19 protein-coding genes are annotated in these 17,089 nt (G+C 35.6%); 10 read left to right on the top strand and 9 right to left on the bottom strand.

What is annotated here, in order from left to right:
• Positions 1-4: 4 nt before the first annotated feature.
• The 3 genes from MWU65_RS01910 to MWU65_RS01900 form a co-directional block, all read right to left on the bottom strand.
• Entirely contained in the window at positions 5-484 is a 480-nt protein-coding gene (locus MWU65_RS01910) for a gliding motility lipoprotein GldH (RefSeq protein ID WP_247075301.1), read from the bottom strand.
• Positions 471-1,640, bottom strand: a complete 1,170-nt coding sequence (gene ricT / locus MWU65_RS01905) for a regulatory iron-sulfur-containing complex subunit RicT (protein ID WP_247075300.1) — start codon at positions 1,638-1,640, stop codon at positions 471-473. The genes MWU65_RS01910 and ricT overlap by 14 nt, the downstream gene beginning before the upstream one ends.
• A gap of 168 nt (positions 1,641-1,808) precedes the next feature.
• Positions 1,809-2,840: a rhodanese-related sulfurtransferase gene (locus MWU65_RS01900; RefSeq protein WP_247075299.1), complete on the bottom strand. Its 1,032-nt coding sequence runs from the start codon at positions 2,838-2,840 to the stop codon at positions 1,809-1,811.
• 286 nt (positions 2,841-3,126) lie between these two features.
• Between MWU65_RS01900 and recA the strand changes: the two genes are divergently transcribed.
• From recA to MWU65_RS01880, 4 genes are all read left to right on the top strand, one after another.
• On the top strand, positions 3,127-4,134 hold the full coding sequence (recA, locus tag MWU65_RS01895) for a recombinase RecA (protein WP_247075298.1): 1,008 nt from the start codon (positions 3,127-3,129) through the stop codon (positions 4,132-4,134).
• Positions 4,135-4,270: 136 nt separating this feature from the next.
• Positions 4,271-4,690, top strand: coding sequence for a hypothetical protein (locus MWU65_RS01890; protein ID WP_247075296.1), 420 nt, complete (start codon positions 4,271-4,273; stop codon positions 4,688-4,690).
• Positions 4,691-4,733: 43 nt separating this feature from the next.
• Entirely contained in the window at positions 4,734-5,291 is a 558-nt protein-coding gene (locus MWU65_RS01885; RefSeq protein WP_247075295.1) for a sigma-70 family RNA polymerase sigma factor, read from the top strand.
• A gap of 42 nt (positions 5,292-5,333) precedes the next feature.
• Positions 5,334-6,803 carry an outer membrane beta-barrel protein gene (locus MWU65_RS01880; protein WP_247075294.1) on the top strand — a complete coding sequence of 490 codons (1,470 nt, stop codon included), beginning with the start codon at positions 5,334-5,336 and terminating at the stop codon, positions 6,801-6,803.
• Between the two features lie 5 nt (positions 6,804-6,808).
• Here MWU65_RS01880 and MWU65_RS01875 read toward each other — a convergent pair whose 3' ends face one another.
• On the bottom strand, positions 6,809-7,546 hold the full coding sequence (locus MWU65_RS01875; RefSeq protein WP_247075391.1) for a lysophospholipid acyltransferase family protein: 738 nt from the start codon (positions 7,544-7,546) through the stop codon (positions 6,809-6,811).
• Positions 7,547-7,818: 272 nt separating this feature from the next.
• On the opposite strand from MWU65_RS01875, the gene trpS reads away from it, so the two are divergent.
• Entirely contained in the window at positions 7,819-8,787 is a 969-nt protein-coding gene (trpS, locus tag MWU65_RS01870; protein WP_247075293.1) for a tryptophan--tRNA ligase, read from the top strand.
• A gap of 160 nt (positions 8,788-8,947) precedes the next feature.
• Here trpS and dprA read toward each other — a convergent pair whose 3' ends face one another.
• The gene (dprA, locus tag MWU65_RS01865) at positions 8,948-10,051 is read right to left on the bottom strand and encodes a DNA-processing protein DprA (RefSeq protein WP_247075292.1); all 1,104 of its coding nucleotides are present in this window, start codon (positions 10,049-10,051) and stop codon (positions 8,948-8,950) included.
• 104 nt (positions 10,052-10,155) lie between these two features.
• On the opposite strand from dprA, the gene MWU65_RS01860 reads away from it, so the two are divergent.
• Both MWU65_RS01860 and MWU65_RS01855 read left to right on the top strand, forming a co-directional pair.
• Positions 10,156-11,103 (top strand): SPOR domain-containing protein, encoded by a 948-nt coding sequence (locus MWU65_RS01860; protein ID WP_247075291.1) that lies wholly within the window; start codon positions 10,156-10,158, stop codon positions 11,101-11,103.
• A 58-nt stretch (positions 11,104-11,161) separates the two neighbouring features.
• Complete coding sequence (locus tag MWU65_RS01855) at positions 11,162-11,674, top strand: acyl-CoA thioesterase (protein WP_247075282.1); 513 nt, start codon at positions 11,162-11,164, stop codon at positions 11,672-11,674.
• A gap of 21 nt (positions 11,675-11,695) precedes the next feature.
• On the opposite strand, the gene corA is transcribed toward MWU65_RS01855, so the two are convergent.
• Both corA and MWU65_RS01845 read right to left on the bottom strand, forming a co-directional pair.
• Positions 11,696-12,790, bottom strand: coding sequence for a magnesium/cobalt transporter CorA (gene corA / locus MWU65_RS01850; RefSeq protein WP_247075280.1), 1,095 nt, complete (start codon positions 12,788-12,790; stop codon positions 11,696-11,698).
• On the bottom strand, positions 12,745-13,278 hold the full coding sequence (locus MWU65_RS01845; RefSeq protein ID WP_247075278.1) for a GNAT family N-acetyltransferase: 534 nt from the start codon (positions 13,276-13,278) through the stop codon (positions 12,745-12,747). Before MWU65_RS01845 ends, corA begins: the two co-directional genes overlap by 46 nt.
• A 525-nt stretch (positions 13,279-13,803) precedes the next feature.
• Here MWU65_RS01845 and MWU65_RS01840 point away from each other — a divergent pair.
• Positions 13,804-14,100: a hypothetical protein gene (locus MWU65_RS01840; RefSeq protein WP_247075276.1), complete on the top strand. Its 297-nt coding sequence runs from the start codon at positions 13,804-13,806 to the stop codon at positions 14,098-14,100.
• 26 nt (positions 14,101-14,126) lie between these two features.
• Here the strand turns inward: MWU65_RS01840 and MWU65_RS01835 are convergent, their stop codons facing one another.
• Positions 14,127-15,065, bottom strand: a complete 939-nt coding sequence (locus tag MWU65_RS01835) for an NAD-dependent epimerase/dehydratase family protein (protein WP_247075275.1) — start codon at positions 15,063-15,065, stop codon at positions 14,127-14,129.
• 153 nt (positions 15,066-15,218) lie between these two features.
• On the opposite strand from MWU65_RS01835, the gene MWU65_RS01830 reads away from it, so the two are divergent.
• Positions 15,219-15,719, top strand: a complete 501-nt coding sequence (locus MWU65_RS01830) for a hypothetical protein (RefSeq protein WP_247075273.1) — start codon at positions 15,219-15,221, stop codon at positions 15,717-15,719.
• Complete coding sequence (locus MWU65_RS01825; protein WP_247075269.1) at positions 15,712-16,203, top strand: nuclear transport factor 2 family protein; 492 nt, start codon at positions 15,712-15,714, stop codon at positions 16,201-16,203. Before MWU65_RS01830 ends, MWU65_RS01825 begins: the two co-directional genes overlap by 8 nt.
• 43 nt (positions 16,204-16,246) lie before the next feature.
• Here MWU65_RS01825 and MWU65_RS01820 read toward each other — a convergent pair whose 3' ends face one another.
• A complete protein-coding gene (locus tag MWU65_RS01820) occupies positions 16,247-16,954 on the bottom strand; it encodes a hypothetical protein (RefSeq protein WP_247075266.1) in 708 nt (235 codons plus the stop codon).
• Positions 16,955-17,089 lie beyond the last annotated feature (135 nt).

Genomic DNA, 17,089 nt, shown 5'->3' with positions numbered 1-17,089 from the left:
ATTCTTAATTTTTTTCTATTTGAAATCCAACATCAGTGATGCCTTCTAAGTTTATAACCCCATCTACGCTGCCATTTTTACGCATGGCTTGTGATAGTTGTAAGGTATATACGCCGCTTTCGGGAAAAACGATGTTTTCTTTGTACCAAAGTTTATTTTCTTTAATACTACCATTCCCCTTTCCCAACCATTTTCCATCGGGCATAGCCATTTCGTATTCCAAGGTGTCTTTAATGGTTGTTCCGTTAGGGAAACTTAGCTCTGATATTAAAAACAAGTTGCTGTACGGAAAGGTATTATCGTTTCTTAGATTGATAAAAATGTTGTGCCTGTTTAAAGTGTCGGGCGCAGAGAAAGAAAAATTTATAACGTTATCCTTGCTCCAAACACCGTTTTTAGTGGCTTTGTATTTAGACTCTACTATCGTAGAATTACAAGCACTTAACAGCACAACTAAACATAGGGCTAAACTATTTTTTAGCATTTTTAACGGGTCTTTTGGTATTCCTTTTTTTATTTTTTGTATTCTTTCGTTTGTTGTTCTTGGGTTTGTCAAATCGAGTTAAACTGTCTTGACCAACAACATTTTCAAAAACCATTGGTTTGTCTTCTATTATATTATCAACAGCATACTCTTCCAGACTGGCAATACTCTCTTTCTTTTTATTACGAGAAATAAGAATGTTTACCTGTTCTTTAGTAAGCATGTGCCAATTAGCGGCATCGTCTTTATAGGAAAACCAAAGCATTTGTTTAAAAATATCAATCTTCTGGCAAAAAGCCAATCCCTTCTCTGTAAAAATTCGAGTGTCCTGTGAAGGAAAGTCTTGAAGCGCGTCTAAATAAACATCTAGTTCATAATTTAAACAGCATTTTAATTTTCCACACTGGCCCGCTAACTTCTGCGGATTTAAGGATAATTGTTGGTAACGTGCTGCTGATGTACTCACGGATCTAAAATCTGTCAACCAGGTAGAACAACACAATTCCCTTCCGCAAGATCCAATACCTCCAAGGCGCTGTGCTTCTTGCCGGTATCCAATTTGACGCATTTCTATACGGATAGAAAATGCCCTTCCCATATCCTTGATAAGTTGCCTAAAATCTACCCGATCTTCGGCCGTATAATAAAAAGTAGCTTTAGAACCATCTCCTTGGAATTCTACATCTGAAATTTTCATTTGAAGTTTCAGAACAATGGCCATTTCTCGCGATCGTTTTTTAATTTCTTCCTCGCGATCCCTGCATTTTTGCCATGTATCTATGTCTTTCTGAGCCGCTTTTCTGTAGAGTTTAAGAACTTCTTCATCATCAACCCCAACTTTTTTCTTTTTCATTTGAACTTTTACAAGTTCTCCTGTTAGTGTTACCATACCCACATCATGACCAGATTTGGCCTCTGTTACAACGATATCACCAATAGAAAGCGAGATTTTGTCACTGTTTTTGAAAAATTCTTTTCTACTATTTTTAAAACGGACTTCCACACAATTAAACGGTTCGCTACCATTGGGCAACGACATATTGGAAAGCCAATCAAATACTGTTAATTTATTACAGCCATCCGTTCCGCAAGTACCATTGTTCTTGCATCCCTTAGGTTGGCCGTCTTTACCAGTTGAACAACTGCTACAACCCATATTTTATATATTGATTTGATAAAAAAACAAAGCGAGCTTTTATCAAAAAAGGTTCATATTAATTTACTTAACCGTAAAGATACTATTTTTATGTTGATTGTAGAAAGTAAACGGTTAGGCTGATTAATTTTTAAAAAAATCAAATAAAATGGAGCTAAAAAATGGAGCTTATTTTTTAAATTTCAGCACTTCAGATCGGCCTTTTTTAAAGATTTTATTGCTTACGGTTTTACCGCGCCTCAATTTTTTTTGTTCTTCAAAAGGTAGGGCATGTATTTCTTTACATGCTGTTGAACAACAATTATCCATAGCTTCAGCACAACTGTTGCATTGAATAAAAAGGAGGTGACAAGCTTCATTAGCACAATTTACATGCTCATCACAAGCTTCGCCACATTGGTGACAATTAGAAATAACATCGTCGGTAATTCGCTCGCCTCGCCTATGGTCAAATACAAAATTTTTGCCAATAAATTTATTTTCTAGGTTTTGTGTGTTTACCTGTCTTGTGTATTCTATAATTCCACCTTCTAGTTGGTATACATTTTTAAAACCCTTGTGCTTGTAATAGGCACTGGCTTTTTCACAACGGATTCCCCCCGTGCAATACATGACTAATTTTTTGTCATCCTTATGGTCCTTTAGGTCATTTTCAATAATATCTAAAGAGTCTCTAAACGTGTCTACGTCTGGGGTAATGGCATTTTTAAAATGACCAATTTCACTTTCGTAATGGTTACGCATATCTACCAAAACGGTAGTTGGATCTTCAATAAGCTCATTAAATTTTTCTGCTGTTACATGTATGCCCTTATTCGTAACATCAAAAGCGTTGTCGTTTAAACCATCGGCAACAATTTTATGACGCACCTTAACCTTTAGTTTTAAAAAAGACATATTGTCTTGTTCAATGGCAATGTTTAATCGCACATTTTTTAAAAAGGAAATACTGTCGAGGTGTTTTTTAAAGGCCTTAAAGTTTTCTGCTGGCACGGACAATTGTGCATTAATACCTTCTTTAGCCACATAAATGCGGCCTAAGACTTCTAATGTGTCCCAATTAATAAATAAATGATCTCTAAAAATAGAGGTGTTGCCTATATGCGCGTATTGATAGAAAGAAATAGTAAGGCGTTCCTTGCCAGCTTCCTCTATGAGGGCTGCTCTTTCTTTTGCGCTTAATGTATTGTACAGTTGCATGCTATACTAATGGTATTAAGTTAAAGAATAGCTGCAAAATTAAGTAATATGTTACTTATGACCAACAAAAAAGGGCCTTAACAATTAAGAAGACCCCTTTACATTTTTTTTCCCTGCTTAACCAACAAAGCGGAAAAATAAACCAACCCCAAAATTGCGGAAATATGGGGTCCCTCCATTTAAGGAGGTGAACACTAAGGTATAGATGCAGGTTTTGCAAAAAGGTTGCGTCGGCATTGTATTTTGACAAAAGAAATGGTAATTTAGCGGTACAAATATTATTAAAATGAGCAGCGAAAAAGAAGCAAAATTAAAAGCGTTAAAATTAACTTTAGACAAGCTAGATAAGACTTACGGTAAAGGAGCTGTAATGAAAATGGGAGATAAAGTTATAGAAGATGTGGCCGTTATCCCATCGGGTTCCCTAGGTTTAGATATAGCTTTAGGCGTAGGTGGTTATCCACGTGGAAGGGTGATAGAAATTTATGGTCCAGAATCATCGGGTAAGACAACCTTAACTTTACATGCTATTGCTGAGGCTCAAAAAGCAGGTGGAATTGCTGCTTTTATTGATGCGGAACATGCTTTTGATCGGTTTTATGCTGAAAAATTAGGAGTAGATATTGATAATTTAATTATTTCTCAGCCAGATCACGGAGAACAGGGGTTAGAAATAGCGGATAATTTAATTAGATCAGGAGCAATTGATATTATAGTTATTGATTCCGTGGCAGCTTTAACTCCAAAAAGTGAGATTGAAGGTGAAATGGGGGATTCTAAAATGGGATTGCATGCGCGTTTAATGTCGCAAGCCCTACGGAAACTAACAGGGTCTATTAGTAAGACCAATTGTACGGTAATATTTATTAACCAATTGCGTGAAAAAATTGGGGTGATGTTTGGTAATCCAGAAACAACAACAGGTGGTAATGCCTTAAAGTTTTACGCATCTGTACGTTTGGATATAAGAAGGTCTACACAAATTAAAAATACAGATGGAGGTGTTTTAGGAAACAAAACCCGTGTTAAAGTTGTAAAAAATAAAGTAGCTCCGCCATTTAGAACAACCGAGTTTGATATTATGTATGGGGAAGGGATTTCTAAAATAGGGGAAATATTAGACCTTGGGGTTGAATATGAAATAATTAAAAAGAGCGGTTCTTGGTTTAGTTATGGTGATACTAAATTAGGACAGGGAAGAGATGCTGTGAAGAGTTTGTTGCAAGATAACCCTGAATTAACTGAAGAATTGGATAAAAAAATTAGGGATGCGATAAGTACACTATTAGGCTAATTCTTTTTAAAACACATCGCTTTAGCGAATTAGAACGAGCAATTTCTTCAAAATCCCGATTTTTTCGGGATTTTGTCGTTTTCTACGCAACCCTCATTAGCTATTTACATCTTAGTAAAAAATAATTTTAATTACTATGAAAAGAGTTTTAAGCATTTTATTGCTTTTTGCAGCTGGCCTATCTTTTACGGCTTGCTCGTTAAATGATGATGGCACTAATTTTAAATACGTAAATTTAAAAGTTGTGAGTGCGGAGGTTCCTCAATCCTTTGAATTGGGACAGCGTTATGATATAAAAGTTACCTACTTAAGTCCTAACTCATGTACTTATTTTGAAGGTTTTGATATTCACAAGCATGAAATTACTGAAAGAGAAATATACCCTATTGGAGCAGAACTAGTAGATCGAGATAATTGTGAAGAAAGTGCAGCTGAGGTAGAGGTTACTTTAAAATTTGAAGTAATTTACGAGGATGATTATTTATTTAAGTTTTGGACTGGACAAAATGCTGATGGAGAAGATGAATATCTAGAGGTTGCAGTACCGGTTAATTAAATAAAAAAGATGGGGAGTGAACATTATATAAACCAACATATAATTGGATCTAAATGAAATTATACATAAATGTGTTAAAGGCAGTAGGGTGGCTCAAGGGCAGCTCTACTGCAAGTATTCGCCTGTGCTTTATGGTATTTGTTTAAAATACAGTAAAAGTAAGGCCGAAGCAGAAGACAATTTGCACGATAGCTTCATGACTATTTTCACTAAAATTGAACAATTTCAGTTTAAAGGTTCTTTTGAAGGTTGGATAAAACGAATCACCGTAAATACCATCATGCAAAAATTTAGAAAAGAGGAGTATGTGCCTCTGGTTACTGAAGATATTGAAGAAGTTACAGAAGTTGAAATTGAAAATGAAACTGTTGCTTTAGGAATCTTACTAAATTATATACAAGAATTGCCAGATAAATATAGAACTACCTTTAATTTATATGTGTTGGATGGTTATACGCATAAAGAAATAGGGGAGCTGTTAGGAACAACGGCTGGGACATCTAAGTCTAACCTAGCAAGGGCTAGGCAAATATTAAAAGAGAAAATTGATAAGTCAAAACTAAAAATAGTGGTAGGTATACTGCTTTTTTATAGGCAGTAAATATAGCTGTGGCTTAAGGAAGAAATAGAAGAAGCGAAGAGCATGGGGAAGAAAAACATAGACAAGTTGTTTCAAGAGAAGTTTCAAGACTTCAGTCAGCTTCCAGACCAAAAAGTTTGGGAAAGACTAGAAACATCTTTGGATGAGAAGAAAAAGGACCGAAAGTTAATACCTATTTGGTGGAAACTGGGTGGGGTAGCAGCTGTATTGGCAATCGTATTTTTTGCAGTGAACCCATTTGAAAAAACCACGGATATTCCTTCAGTTACTGATACTGAGGGTGTCACTCCTAAAATCAAGGTAGTTCCTGTAACAGAGCTAGACCTCCAAAATAAGGATGGCCGTTTCGATAAAGGAGAGGGAGCACTCACGGATACGGATGCTAATAAAAGTGATGGGGAGGATGCCGTTAAACCGCCTTCTAGTGAAGATGTCAATTCCGAACGAATTCAAACGAAACAAAAAACCGCAACTGGGATTGTTTCCAGCCAAAATAAGGGCAAAAATTTAAATACAGCAGAGTTATTGGTGCAAGGTAGTAAATCTACCCAAGAAGAAACTGCAATTGCCTCTGGTTCTACTGTAATTGAGGAGGGTGCAAACCAAGCCAATTCTACAGTGAAAAAGGAATCAAAATTTTTAAATAACAATTTGGCTAACTCTAATAAAAAAGCTCTGGAAGACCACAAAGAAGAGGCTTTAGCAACTGCAGATACAGTGCATAAAAAGTCTATTTACGACGAAATAGAAGCATCCAAGGAAGCAGATGCAATAGCTACAAATAGATCAAATAAATGGTCGGTTGGAGCAAGCGTTGCGCCTGTTTATTTTAACTCTTTAAATAACGGTTCTCCTATTGATGAGAATTTTATTTCCAATTCCAAAACGGGAAATGTAAATTTGAGCTATGGTGTATCAGTGGCATACAATGTGGGTAAAAAGCTTAGTATTCGTTCTGGTTTGCATAAGGTAGATTACGGGTATAATACCAACGATGTTGTTTTTAAATCTGTTTTTAATCCGGAAACCAATAGTATAATAAACTCAATAGATTACGACTCTAATTCAGAAAGTGTAGTTGTAGAAAACAAAAAGTCATCCTCTTTAAGCGATCCAGGTAGTACAGAATTTTCAGCAAAAAGTACATCTAGAGAAGGGAAAATGGTGCAGCAATTTGGTTATATAGAAATGCCATTAGAAGTTAATTACGCACTAACTGATGGTAAATTTGGTGTCAATTTAATAGGTGGAGTTAGTTCGTTGTTTTTATTGGATAATTCCATCTCTTTGGAAGCAGATAATTTAAAAACAGAATTAGGTGAGTCTAATAATATTAACAGTCTTAATTTTAGCACCAATGTAGGTGTTGGACTTAACTACAAGTTTACGCCCAAGGTGCAACTAAATATAGAGCCTATGTTTAAGTACCAATTAAATACCTTCTCTAACACTTCTGGTGATTTTCAGCCGTTTACAATGGGAGTGTATAGCGGACTTAGTTTTAAGTTTTAATGCATTCAATGCGCCTGTAACTCCTTTAAAATAACCGCACGCACATCTTCTCGGAGGGAGGCTTTGTGGTTTTCATCCAAATCTTTGGTTTCAAAAAACGAATGAATTGTTACTCTTAGTAATCCTGGCCCTCCGCGATAAAACGTAAATGGAAACCTTTTTTTACAATCTAAAAATGTTAGTGGCACTACAGGAATTTTATGGTTTATAGCCATTCTAAATGCACCATCTTTAAATTCATCCAAGACCACATGTTCTTCTGGAACACCGCCTTCTGGAAAAATACAAATACTTAGCCCTTGTTTTAAACGTCTTTGTGCACGCATATAAACGGCAGTTCTGCTTTTGGTGTCATTCCTATCGACCATAATACACACACGCTTGTAGAAAAAACCAAAGACAGGTATTTTTACCAATTCTTTTTTGCCTACAAATACAAAAGGATTTCTACTAGAACGAAGCATCAACATAATATCAAACATACTGGTATGATTCGCTACAAGCATGTAGCTTTTTCCTTTGCGTAACTTTTGATCCCTCTTTATACGTTGTGGACAACCCATACCTAGCAATATGGGTCTGGCCCAAAAGTTACGCGCTACCCAAAAGAAATACGGATACCATTTTTCTTTAACACTAAGTAAAAGTAGAAGTGGAAAAAAGATGATTATAGGTACCGCTACAAGGATGTAAAACCAAATACGGTATACTAAATGTCCAATATTCTTAAAAAAAGTAAGCATAACGCCAAAAATAGGAATTATAAAAGAGAGCAACAGAAAAAGTTTAACTTATAAATAATGGTAGCTTTTATGTTCTGTTGTTGTCCTCTCCTAGGATACAAACCTTTACATCTGAAAGTTTTTTATGGAAATGTTTTTTTGTTGTTTCGTTTTTTATATTTCTATTGATTTCAGTTTTAACCAGTACATACTGCCAAACACCTACGCTATTTAACGCTTGCCTATTCTTCTATTTAGATTACCTTTGTTTTTTTGATTGATTTTAGATACCAATGGCAAGAATTTTAACAGGAATACAGAGTACAGGAACCCCTCATATGGGGAATATTTTAGGAGCAATTATACCGGCTATTGCAATGGCAAATAACCCTGAGAATGAGTCCTTTCTTTTTATTGCGGATATGCATTCGCTTACACAAATAAAAAATGGGGAAGAGTTACGCCACAATACCTATGCGGTTGCAGCTACTTGGCTTGCCTTTGGATTGGATATAGAAAAAACTATTTTTTACAGACAGAGTGATGTTCCACAAACTACGGAATTGTCTTGGTATTTAAGCTGTTTTTTTCCGTACCAAAGATTAACCTTAGCCCACTCTTTTAAAGATAAGGCAGATCGCTTAGATGATGTAAACGCAGGTTTATTTTCGTATCCTATGCTTATGGCAGCGGATATTTTACTGTATGATGCTGAGATTGTACCCGTAGGTAAAGATCAGATGCAGCATATAGAAATGACCAGAGACGTTGCTTCTAGATTTCATGCGCAATTGGGCGAAACATTTGTTATGCCACAAGGGAAGGTGCAAGAAGAAACCATGTATGTTCCAGGTACGGATGGTGCTAAAATGAGTAAGAGCAAAGGAAATCTTATTAATTTGTTTCAACCAGATAAGAAGCTGCGGAAACAAATTATGGGGATTCAAACAGATAGTACTCCCATGGAAGACCCAAAGGAGCCTGAGGGTGATAATGTGTTTGAACTTTACAAAATAGTTGCTTCAACAGATCAAATTGAAGAAATGCGTGCCAATTACAAGGCAGGTAATTACGGGTATGGACATGCAAAGCAAGCCCTGTATGAAGTTATTCTTGAAAAGTTTGGGGAAGCACGGAAAAAGTACGATTATTATATAAATAACACGGAGGAGATAGATGCTGCTTTGGCTATAGGTGCTGCTAAAGCGCAGAAAGAGGCAGACAAGGTGTTAGCGCGTGTACGTGCTAAAATTGGCTATTAAATCGGTGTAAAAGACTAGTTGGTTTGTGTGGAAACTGATTTTAATTTTTTTAAAAAATTAAAATCAGTTTTTTTATGCTTTTTCATCTGTAAACGGCAATTTTTTGGTTGGTTTGGGATAAATTTGCACCAACAACAAACCGCATAGTTTGTGGAAGATCTTAAATAGCTTCGTACAATTTTCCAGGTAAGGGGCGTATGGCGCCTTTCATTTCCATATGCAATAAGGTTGATGATGTTTTAAAGATGGGAAGCTTGCAAGAAAGTGCAATAGTATCTAACAACTGCTTGCCTTCTACTTGCAAAAAATCGTAAATTTGTTGTTCAATTTCGGTGAATTCTATAAACAATTGCTTTTGGGTTGCTTGTGGTAATTTTTGGGTTGTTTGCCAGTCTAAAAGATAAATTAAATCGGCTGCGGAAGTCAACATGTGTGCCTTTTGTTGTTTTATCAAATTATTACATCCAATACTGTATTTATCTTGAGCCCTTCCGGGAACAGCAAAAACATCTCTGTTGTAGCTATTGGCAATATCTGCTGTGACCAAACTTCCCCCTTTTTCGGCCGATTCTATGACGACCGTAGCCTCACTTAAACCCGCAATAATCCTATTCCTTTTTAGAAAATTTTCGCGTTCTGGCGTACTGCTACTCCAGAACTCCGTAAAAAAACCTCCATTTTTTTCTACATCCACAATGTATTTGCTATGGGTCTTAGGGTATATTTGATTCAGGCCATGTGCCAAACAGCCTATCGTTTGAAGGCCGTGTTTTATGGCTTCCTTTTGGATACAGATATCTACCCCGTAAGCAAAACCGCTAACAATTATAGGATTTAAAGGGGCTATATCTTCTATGAATTTTTCACAAAAGGCCGTTCCGTAACTCGTAATTTTTCGTGTTCCTACAACACTTATTATTTTTCGTCCTTCGAGGTTTATATTCCCGCGCTTAAACAATAGAATAGGCGCATCAATTGCGTGTTTTAAATAATTGGGGTATCCCGGGTCCATAAAATAGACCGTTTCAATATTGTGATTTACAATAAATTCATATTCTGCTTGAGCAGCCTCTAAATGTGCCCCATCGTACAAGTTTTTTAGTTTTAGGAAGCCAATCCCATCAATTTTAAGCAACTGTGCTCTTTTAAGTTCAAAAATTGCAGCTGAACTACCACAATGTGCAATTAGTTTTTTAGCAGTTACACTACCAATATTTGGAATGTTTTGTAACCTAAGCGTTGCAATGATTTCAGTTGTAGTCATTTATAAGGTGCAAGTAGTTGTTTACAAAATACAACAAATAAAATGTTAATAAAAAGTTCGCCTAAAGGTTTTACACTCCCTGATTTTTTTCAATATTTGTATCAATGCGAACAGAACAATATATAGAAGAGTTATTATATAGATACAATTGTGTAATACTGCCAGGTTTTGGTGCTTTTTTAACCCAAAAAATATCGGCTGAACTTCAAAAAAATAGCAATACTTTTTCTCCTCCTTCTAAACTAGTTTCTTTTAATCAGCAACTTCAATCTAACGATGGTTTGCTGGTTAATTATATGGCTACAGCAGAAAAGTATTCTTATGAAGAAGCATTAGCTGCTATAATTACAGAAACGCAGCATTGGAGTAGAATGCTAAGCCTTGGTCAGCGCGTTAAATTTGCGAACATTGGGGAATTGTTTTTAAACGCAGAACAAAAAATTCAATTTACACCAGTAAGTCAAATTAATTATTTAACCACATCATTTGGGTTGTCACCGGTGGTGTCTACACCAATCCTTAGAGAGGTGTTAAAAGAAGAGATTGTAGCCTTAGAGGAAGAGATTCCTTTTATTATTACACCTGAGCAAAGAAAAAAATCTGTTTTCAGACCATTTTTAAAATATGCAGCCGTAGCATTGTTAGCTGTTTCTACGGGTTTAACAGGATTGCGTTATTATAATGCTACAAAAAACAATGAACAAATAGTACGTCAAGAAGTGCAAGAACAAGTGTCTAAGCATATACAAGAAGCCACTTTTTTTTATACGTCCCCTTTAGAGTTGCCTTCACTTTCTTTGGAAATTATAGCCAAGAAGGAACAAAGTATACATTATATTATAGCTGGTGCATTTAGAGTACAGGAAAATGCGACAAAAAAAATAGACGAACTAAAGGAAAGAGGGTATAATGCTTCTTATGTTGGAGTTAATAAATACGGTCTTCATCAAGTGTCTTATGATAGCTTTACAGATGTAAAAGAAGGGCTAAAATACTTAAAAGAAATAAAAAGTACAGAGTCTTCAGACGCTTGGATGCTATCTCCTAAATAATCTATTTTCTTGTTTTAATAACTTAAGAAGGGGCGTATCTTTGCCCAAAATTTAAGTTATGGACTTTAGAACCCCTAAAAGTAGTAGAACGGTTATGACAGATTTGGTACTCCCTAGTGAGACCAATCCTCTAAATAATTTGTTTGGTGGTGAGTTGTTGGCGCGTATGGATAGAGCAGCTAGCATTGCTGCGCGTAGGCATAGCAGACGTATCGTGGTTACCGCTTCTGTAAATCATGTTGCCTTTAACAGATCGGTGCCCGTAGGAAGTGTTGTAACTGTACAGGCATCTGTTTCTAGAGCTTTTAAGACATCCATGGAAATATTTATTGATGTTTGGATGGAAGATAGGTTTAGTGGTGAGAAAACCAAGGCTAATGAAGCTATATACACTTTTGTAGCTGTAGACGATACGGGGAAACCAACAGAGGTTCCAGAATTAAAACCAGAGACCAAATTAGAAATAGAACGTTTTGAGGCTGCTTTGCGCAGAAAACAATTGAGCTTACTGTTAGCTGGTAAAATTAAACCCAATGAAGCTACAGAGCTTAAGGCTTTGTTTGATGAATAACTACAATACTGTTCTGCCGGTTTAAAGCCACTTTTTTTTCTTAAAATAAAATAGCATAACAATAACTATAATTACAAAAACTCCCCACATTATAAAGTAGCTGTATTTATAATGAAGTTCTGGAACAACATCAAAATTTGTCCCATAAATTCCTGCAATAAAGGTTAGTGGAATAAATATGACAGAGAAGACGGTTAAGAACTTCATGATGTCATTTAGTTTAGAACTGATTGTGGTGTGGTAAATGTTTAATTGATCTGAAAGAATTTCTCGCAGGTTGTCTGTAGATTCAACGGCATGGTTTATATTGTCTATGAGTTCTTTATAATGAACTTCTGTTTTCTTTTTAATTAGATTCGTTTCTGTTTTGGTAAGCGAAAATATCATCTCCTTGGCTGGATTTATATTTTTTCGAAGAAAATTTAATTCCTTTTTAAAGGTGTTTATTTCTTCAACAATACTTTGATCTGGGTTCGAAATTAGCTTGTCTTCAATAGATTCTATTTTTTCTGCAAACTCGCTTATGATATAAATGTAGTTGTCTACTACAATGTCTAACAATGCAAAAGCTAGATAATCTGTTCCAGAATTCCTAATTCGCGGTTTCTGCGTTCTAATACGCTCTCGGACAGGTTCAAAAACATCGCCTTTAGACTCCTGAAAAGTAATTAACATGCTGTTTGTGAGTATCAAGCTTAAATTTTCTACAACAACCTGATTATTTGGATGTTCCAATCTCATCATTTTCAAAGAAATAAAAATTGAGCCATCAAAATCTTGAAATTTTGGGCGTGAAGCTGTATCCATTACATTTGCTAAGAGTAAGGTGTCTAAATTAAAATTAGCGGCAATTTTTTCAATAATAGCTTCATTGTGTAACCCGTCTATATTTAGCCAAGTAACAGAATTTTTGTCGTTGTAATGAATGGCTTCTTCTACTTTTTCTATGGTGCTTTCTTGTAGATTGGAAGCGTCAAAATCTATAAGGCGTAAGAGTACGTGATCTATTTTTTGTTCACCTCTAAAAAAGATGGCATCTGGAGGTAAGCCAATTTCTTTTTTACTTTTTTTTATATATTTTGCAATCCTTTGTGGCTTTCTTTTGTAAGTTCCCAATGCTCAAATTTTTGTTGTATGGTGAATGTGTCTGTATTCGTTGTAAGGTGTTGAAACCCTATTTTTTCCAATACTCTTATGGAGTACTCGTTATCTTTCATTGCTCTGCCAACGATACGCTGGATTTTGTATTTTTCAAAACCAATCATCAAACAGGCTCTGGCAGATTCAGTGGCATATCCTTTGTTCCAGTACCGTTTAAAAAACCGAAAGCCTAGGTCAATTTCGGTTAAACTTTTGGTGTATTTTAAACCGCACCATCCCAAAAAGTCATGATTTTTTCTCGCGATTACAGCCCATCGGCCATATCCGTATTTTTTATAATGATCATAGTTTTCAAGAAATTGCATTGCACTTTCAATTGTTTCAAAGGGTTTGTCTCCCGTGTATTTTAACACTTCCGGGTCTAGATTTAAATGGTAAAAATACTCGGCGTCTGTCCTTTTTAATTCCCGCAAATAAAGTCGGTCGGTTGCAACTATTTCCATTGTATCTTTTTATGAAACCTTTAAATTTAGTTCTTTTTGAATTATCAGAAAAAAGTTGTAGCCTTTATTGATGAAATAAATAAAGTTTAAGGTTAATTTTCCTGACCTTTATCCAAAATGATTTTAATTGCCAATCTAGGTTTACCTATAGGTTGGTGCTTTTCTTTGATCAGCGGGCATTATGTTTTTAATTTTTTCTTAAGTTGTTTAGGTGATAAAGGCCAAAAGAATAGGTAACATTGAAATGTTATGTGTATAATAGTATATAATTGTAGTGCAATTTGTACTGCATTTTTTCTTTTTATATGCCTTCCTATGATCCATAAAATCCATTGCAAGGAAATCTTTTTAGAAGATGTTGGAAGCTACTGGCGACAAGGTTTCGAAGGCCTATTGGAATTAGTTTGACCCCTAAAAAAAGATCTGGTTTTGAATTGAGATTCTTATTTTTTTGCCATTCAATGAAAAAGACCTAATTTTAGTAGTAAGCGTAATTATGCGTCACAATGCTCTAAATGTTTTGATATGGATAATCTTAAACGGGTAATTGTCGATTTTAAAAAGCTGGCCCCAGATGTATTAAAGTTACTTGTAGAACGGTATCCTGCCGGTTATGGAGACCGGGATATTATTAGTTTTAAGAATTCAAAACGAGAAACTATTGAAGCAGTTGAAGTCATAACAAAGGACACCAAATACTTGGTAAAAATCAGTGCGAAATTAGAGTATACAATGGCTAATTACGATGAAGATGATTACGAAGACTTTAATGATGATGATCCTGAAGCCATACCAGACATAGACTTAGAGGAGGCTGACTAAGTCGTACAAAAACAAGAACGAGTTGCTTAAGATAAATTCTTAAGCATTGTTTTGGTAGTCTTTTCCAAGTCAAATTCAGCTTTCCAACCCCAATCTTCTGTTGCTTTTGAAGCATCGATGCTCTGTGGCCAGGAATCTGCTATTTCTTGTCTAAAATCCACTTGGTAGTCAATTTTAAACTCAGGAATATGCTTTTGAATGCTGGCTGCAATTTCAGTTGGTGTAAAGCTCATTGCTGCCAAATTATAGGAAGAACGCTCTTTTATACTTGCCGCATCTTTTTCCATAATATCCATTGTGGCTCTTATAGCGTCATCCATAAACATCATGGGTAATTTGGTATTTTCATTTAAGAAACAAGTATACGCCTTGTCTTCTAAGGCTTTGTGGTAAATTTCTACTGCGTAATCTGTAGTGCCACCTCCGGGTTGTGTTTTCCAACTAATTAATCCAGGATAACGTAGACTACGGACATCTACACCGTATTTGTTATGATAATAAGAACACCAACGTTCTCCAGATTGCTTGCTAATCCCATACACAGTACTTGGCTCCATAATGGTGTTTTGCGGTGTGTTCTCTTTGGGTGTATTTGGCCCAAAAACGGCAATACTAGAAGGCCAAAATATTTTACTTATTTTTTTATCTTTGGCTAAGTTTAGAATATTGAAAAGTGATCCCATATTTAAGTCCCATGCGCGCATAGGAAACTTTTCTGCTGTAGCGCTTAGCATAGCAGCCATCAAGTAAATTTCATCTATCTCATAATGCATAACTACATTTTCTATGGCCTTGTAGTCTGTCGCGTCTAAAAGCTCAAAAGGTCCTGAACTCATTAAATCTTCACCGCCTTCCCGGATATCACTGGCAACAACATTGTCGTTTCCATAAGTTTCGCGTAAAGCCAAGGTAAGCTCTGTACCAATTTGCCCGCAGGCACCAATAATTAAAATCGATTTTTGCAAAATAAAGGGTGTTCTAGAAATTCGGGGCAAAGATAGTTTTTATCAACTAATTTCATAGCCTATTGAGCACTTGCTATTAAAAAATTTATAATTTAATAGGGATTAGAAAGGGAAGGAACTTTTTATCTTGCACTTTTTTTATACATTCGTCTTATGAACAGATTTTTACTTTTTTTCGTGCTTATTTTTGCTTTTATTTCTTGCAATGAATCAAAGAAAGAAGGGGTGAAGGAAGAACTCGAAAATGAGATTACTTTTAATGCTACCAAACTTCCAAAAAAATTAGAATTGGATTCCAAAGCAATCGTTATTTTAGAAGGGTGGCCAGAATATAAAGCCCTGAATACGGGAATTGACGGAATGTATAAAGCAGAGAATAATGAAGACCTACGATTAACACTAGATCAAATCATTGAGGCCCAAAAGCAATTAGAAAAGGCGGTCTATCCGGTTGAATTTAATAAACCACATATAAAGAGTAGGCAGATTGTTATTAAAACCTTTGCTTTAAAAACAAAGGCCGCTATAGAATATAATACCGACATCTTGGAGCCAGCTATTGAAATGATAACGGCTTTTAACAATTATAGAAACCAGTTTAACATCATCGTGAACAATACTTTAGACACTAATTTAATTCTCCAAAATGAATAAGATTTTCATGTATTTTTTGTTTGTGGCAAGTACATTACAACTCACTGCCCAGAAAGACGAGATTGCCAAATCTCTAGATGCTTGGCATAGGGCAGCAGCAACTGCCAATTTTGATGACTATTTTGGTTTAATGACTGCAGATGCGGTTTTTATAGGTACTGATGCTACAGAAAACTGGCAAAACAAAGCTTTTAGGACATTTTCAAAACCTTATTTTGACAAGGGGAAGGCCTGGAGTTTTACGGCCATAGAGCGAAATATTTATATAGACAAGTCTAAAAAAATAGCTTGGTTTGATGAATTATTAGATACTCAAATGGAAGTTTGTCGTGGTTCTGGGGTGCTAAAAAAGGTAAAGGGAGAATGGAAAATAGCTCATTATGTCCTTTCTATTGCAATTCCAAATGAAAATGTAAGTGAGGTGGTAGCACTAAAAAAGGAAAAGGACAAGGAAATTAAAATTAGGCTTAAAAATAAGCAATAGAAAAGTGGGCAGCTGCCCACTTTTTTATTGGATTAAAAGTAATTTATTTTTTTTCCTCAACTGTTGTTGTTTCCTGCGTTTTTCTGGCTTCAATAGCTTGTTTGCTTAATCCCGCTAAATTAAAATTGGGAGCCATTGCTAGTGCTTCATCAATAAAAGCAAGGGCAGCATCTGGATTTGCTTGGTCCGTATTGTACTGTACCAAGCCTTTTAAATGTAAAAATGCAGCTTTAATAGGTACTTCATAAGGTTGTTGTCTTTCATAAAAAGCATACATCATTTCGGGGGTAGCGTTCGCTAAACCATAGGCTATATTGCTGCTAGCACCTTCTTTATCGCCAGATTGTATTTTTAAATCTGCCAATTCATAGGCTATAAATGTATTGGGCGTTCTTTTGTACAATATTTCAAATTGGGTGATGGCTCGCTTTGTTTGTCCCAAGGCTTTTAAAGACATAGCCCTTACTTGCACGGCAAGATCTGAATCTGAATCATTAGTATCTATTCCAATAGTTCGCATGGCTTGCATGTGTTGGTTGCCATTGGCGTATAAAAAAGCAAGTGTGTCTTTGCGAGAACTGCTTGGTTCTAAAACGTTTAAATGCGTAATGGCATTAATGATGCCCTGGGTATCACCTTGTAATTTCATTTCCTTGTAATAAGCTTCGTAATGCTTTAACAAGTCGCTCTTTGTTTGGGCACTTACACCAAGTGTAAAAATAAGGGTCAATGCAATAATTATCTGTTTCATTCTCATTATTTTAGTGGGCCAAAATTATAAAAATAAATTTAGTAAGTAGTTACCTAAAGGCAATAAACGTGTTGTATAGCAAAAAACGCCCTCTGAAGAGGACGTTTTGGGTAAATAGATAATAAGATTTGGGAT

The organism is Cellulophaga sp. F20128, assembly GCF_023015805.1.
GTDB lineage: Bacteria > Bacteroidota > Bacteroidia > Flavobacteriales > Flavobacteriaceae > Cellulophaga.
This window is presented reverse-complemented; position numbering and strand designations above follow the sequence as displayed.

Bases quoted from the DNA above. Each gene is read 5' to 3' on its own strand.
- MWU65_RS01910 (WP_247075301.1), bottom strand. From the start codon at position 484: ATGCTAAAAAATAGTTTAGCCCTATGTTTAGTTGTGCTGTTAAGTGCT.
- ricT (WP_247075300.1), bottom strand. From the start codon at position 1,640: ATGGGTTGTAGCAGTTGTTCAACTGGTAAAGACGGCCAACCTAAGGGA.
- MWU65_RS01900 (WP_247075299.1), bottom strand. From the start codon at position 2,840: ATGCAACTGTACAATACATTAAGCGCAAAAGAAAGAGCAGCCCTCATA.
- recA (WP_247075298.1), top strand. From the start codon at position 3,127: ATGAGCAGCGAAAAAGAAGCAAAATTAAAAGCGTTAAAATTAACTTTA.
- MWU65_RS01890 (WP_247075296.1), top strand. From the start codon at position 4,271: ATGAAAAGAGTTTTAAGCATTTTATTGCTTTTTGCAGCTGGCCTATCT.
- MWU65_RS01880 (WP_247075294.1), top strand. From the start codon at position 5,334: ATGGGGAAGAAAAACATAGACAAGTTGTTTCAAGAGAAGTTTCAAGAC.
- MWU65_RS01875 (WP_247075391.1), bottom strand. From the start codon at position 7,546: ATGCTTACTTTTTTTAAGAATATTGGACATTTAGTATACCGTATTTGG.
- trpS (WP_247075293.1), top strand. From the start codon at position 7,819: ATGGCAAGAATTTTAACAGGAATACAGAGTACAGGAACCCCTCATATG.
- dprA (WP_247075292.1), bottom strand. From the start codon at position 10,051: ATGACTACAACTGAAATCATTGCAACGCTTAGGTTACAAAACATTCCA.
- MWU65_RS01860 (WP_247075291.1), top strand. From the start codon at position 10,156: ATGCGAACAGAACAATATATAGAAGAGTTATTATATAGATACAATTGT.
- MWU65_RS01855 (WP_247075282.1), top strand. From the start codon at position 11,162: ATGGACTTTAGAACCCCTAAAAGTAGTAGAACGGTTATGACAGATTTG.
- MWU65_RS01845 (WP_247075278.1), bottom strand. From the start codon at position 13,278: ATGGAAATAGTTGCAACCGACCGACTTTATTTGCGGGAATTAAAAAGG.
- MWU65_RS01840 (WP_247075276.1), top strand. From the start codon at position 13,804: ATGGATAATCTTAAACGGGTAATTGTCGATTTTAAAAAGCTGGCCCCA.
- MWU65_RS01830 (WP_247075273.1), top strand. From the start codon at position 15,219: ATGAACAGATTTTTACTTTTTTTCGTGCTTATTTTTGCTTTTATTTCT.
- MWU65_RS01825 (WP_247075269.1), top strand. From the start codon at position 15,712: ATGAATAAGATTTTCATGTATTTTTTGTTTGTGGCAAGTACATTACAA.
- MWU65_RS01820 (WP_247075266.1), bottom strand. From the start codon at position 16,954: ATGAAACAGATAATTATTGCATTGACCCTTATTTTTACACTTGGTGTA.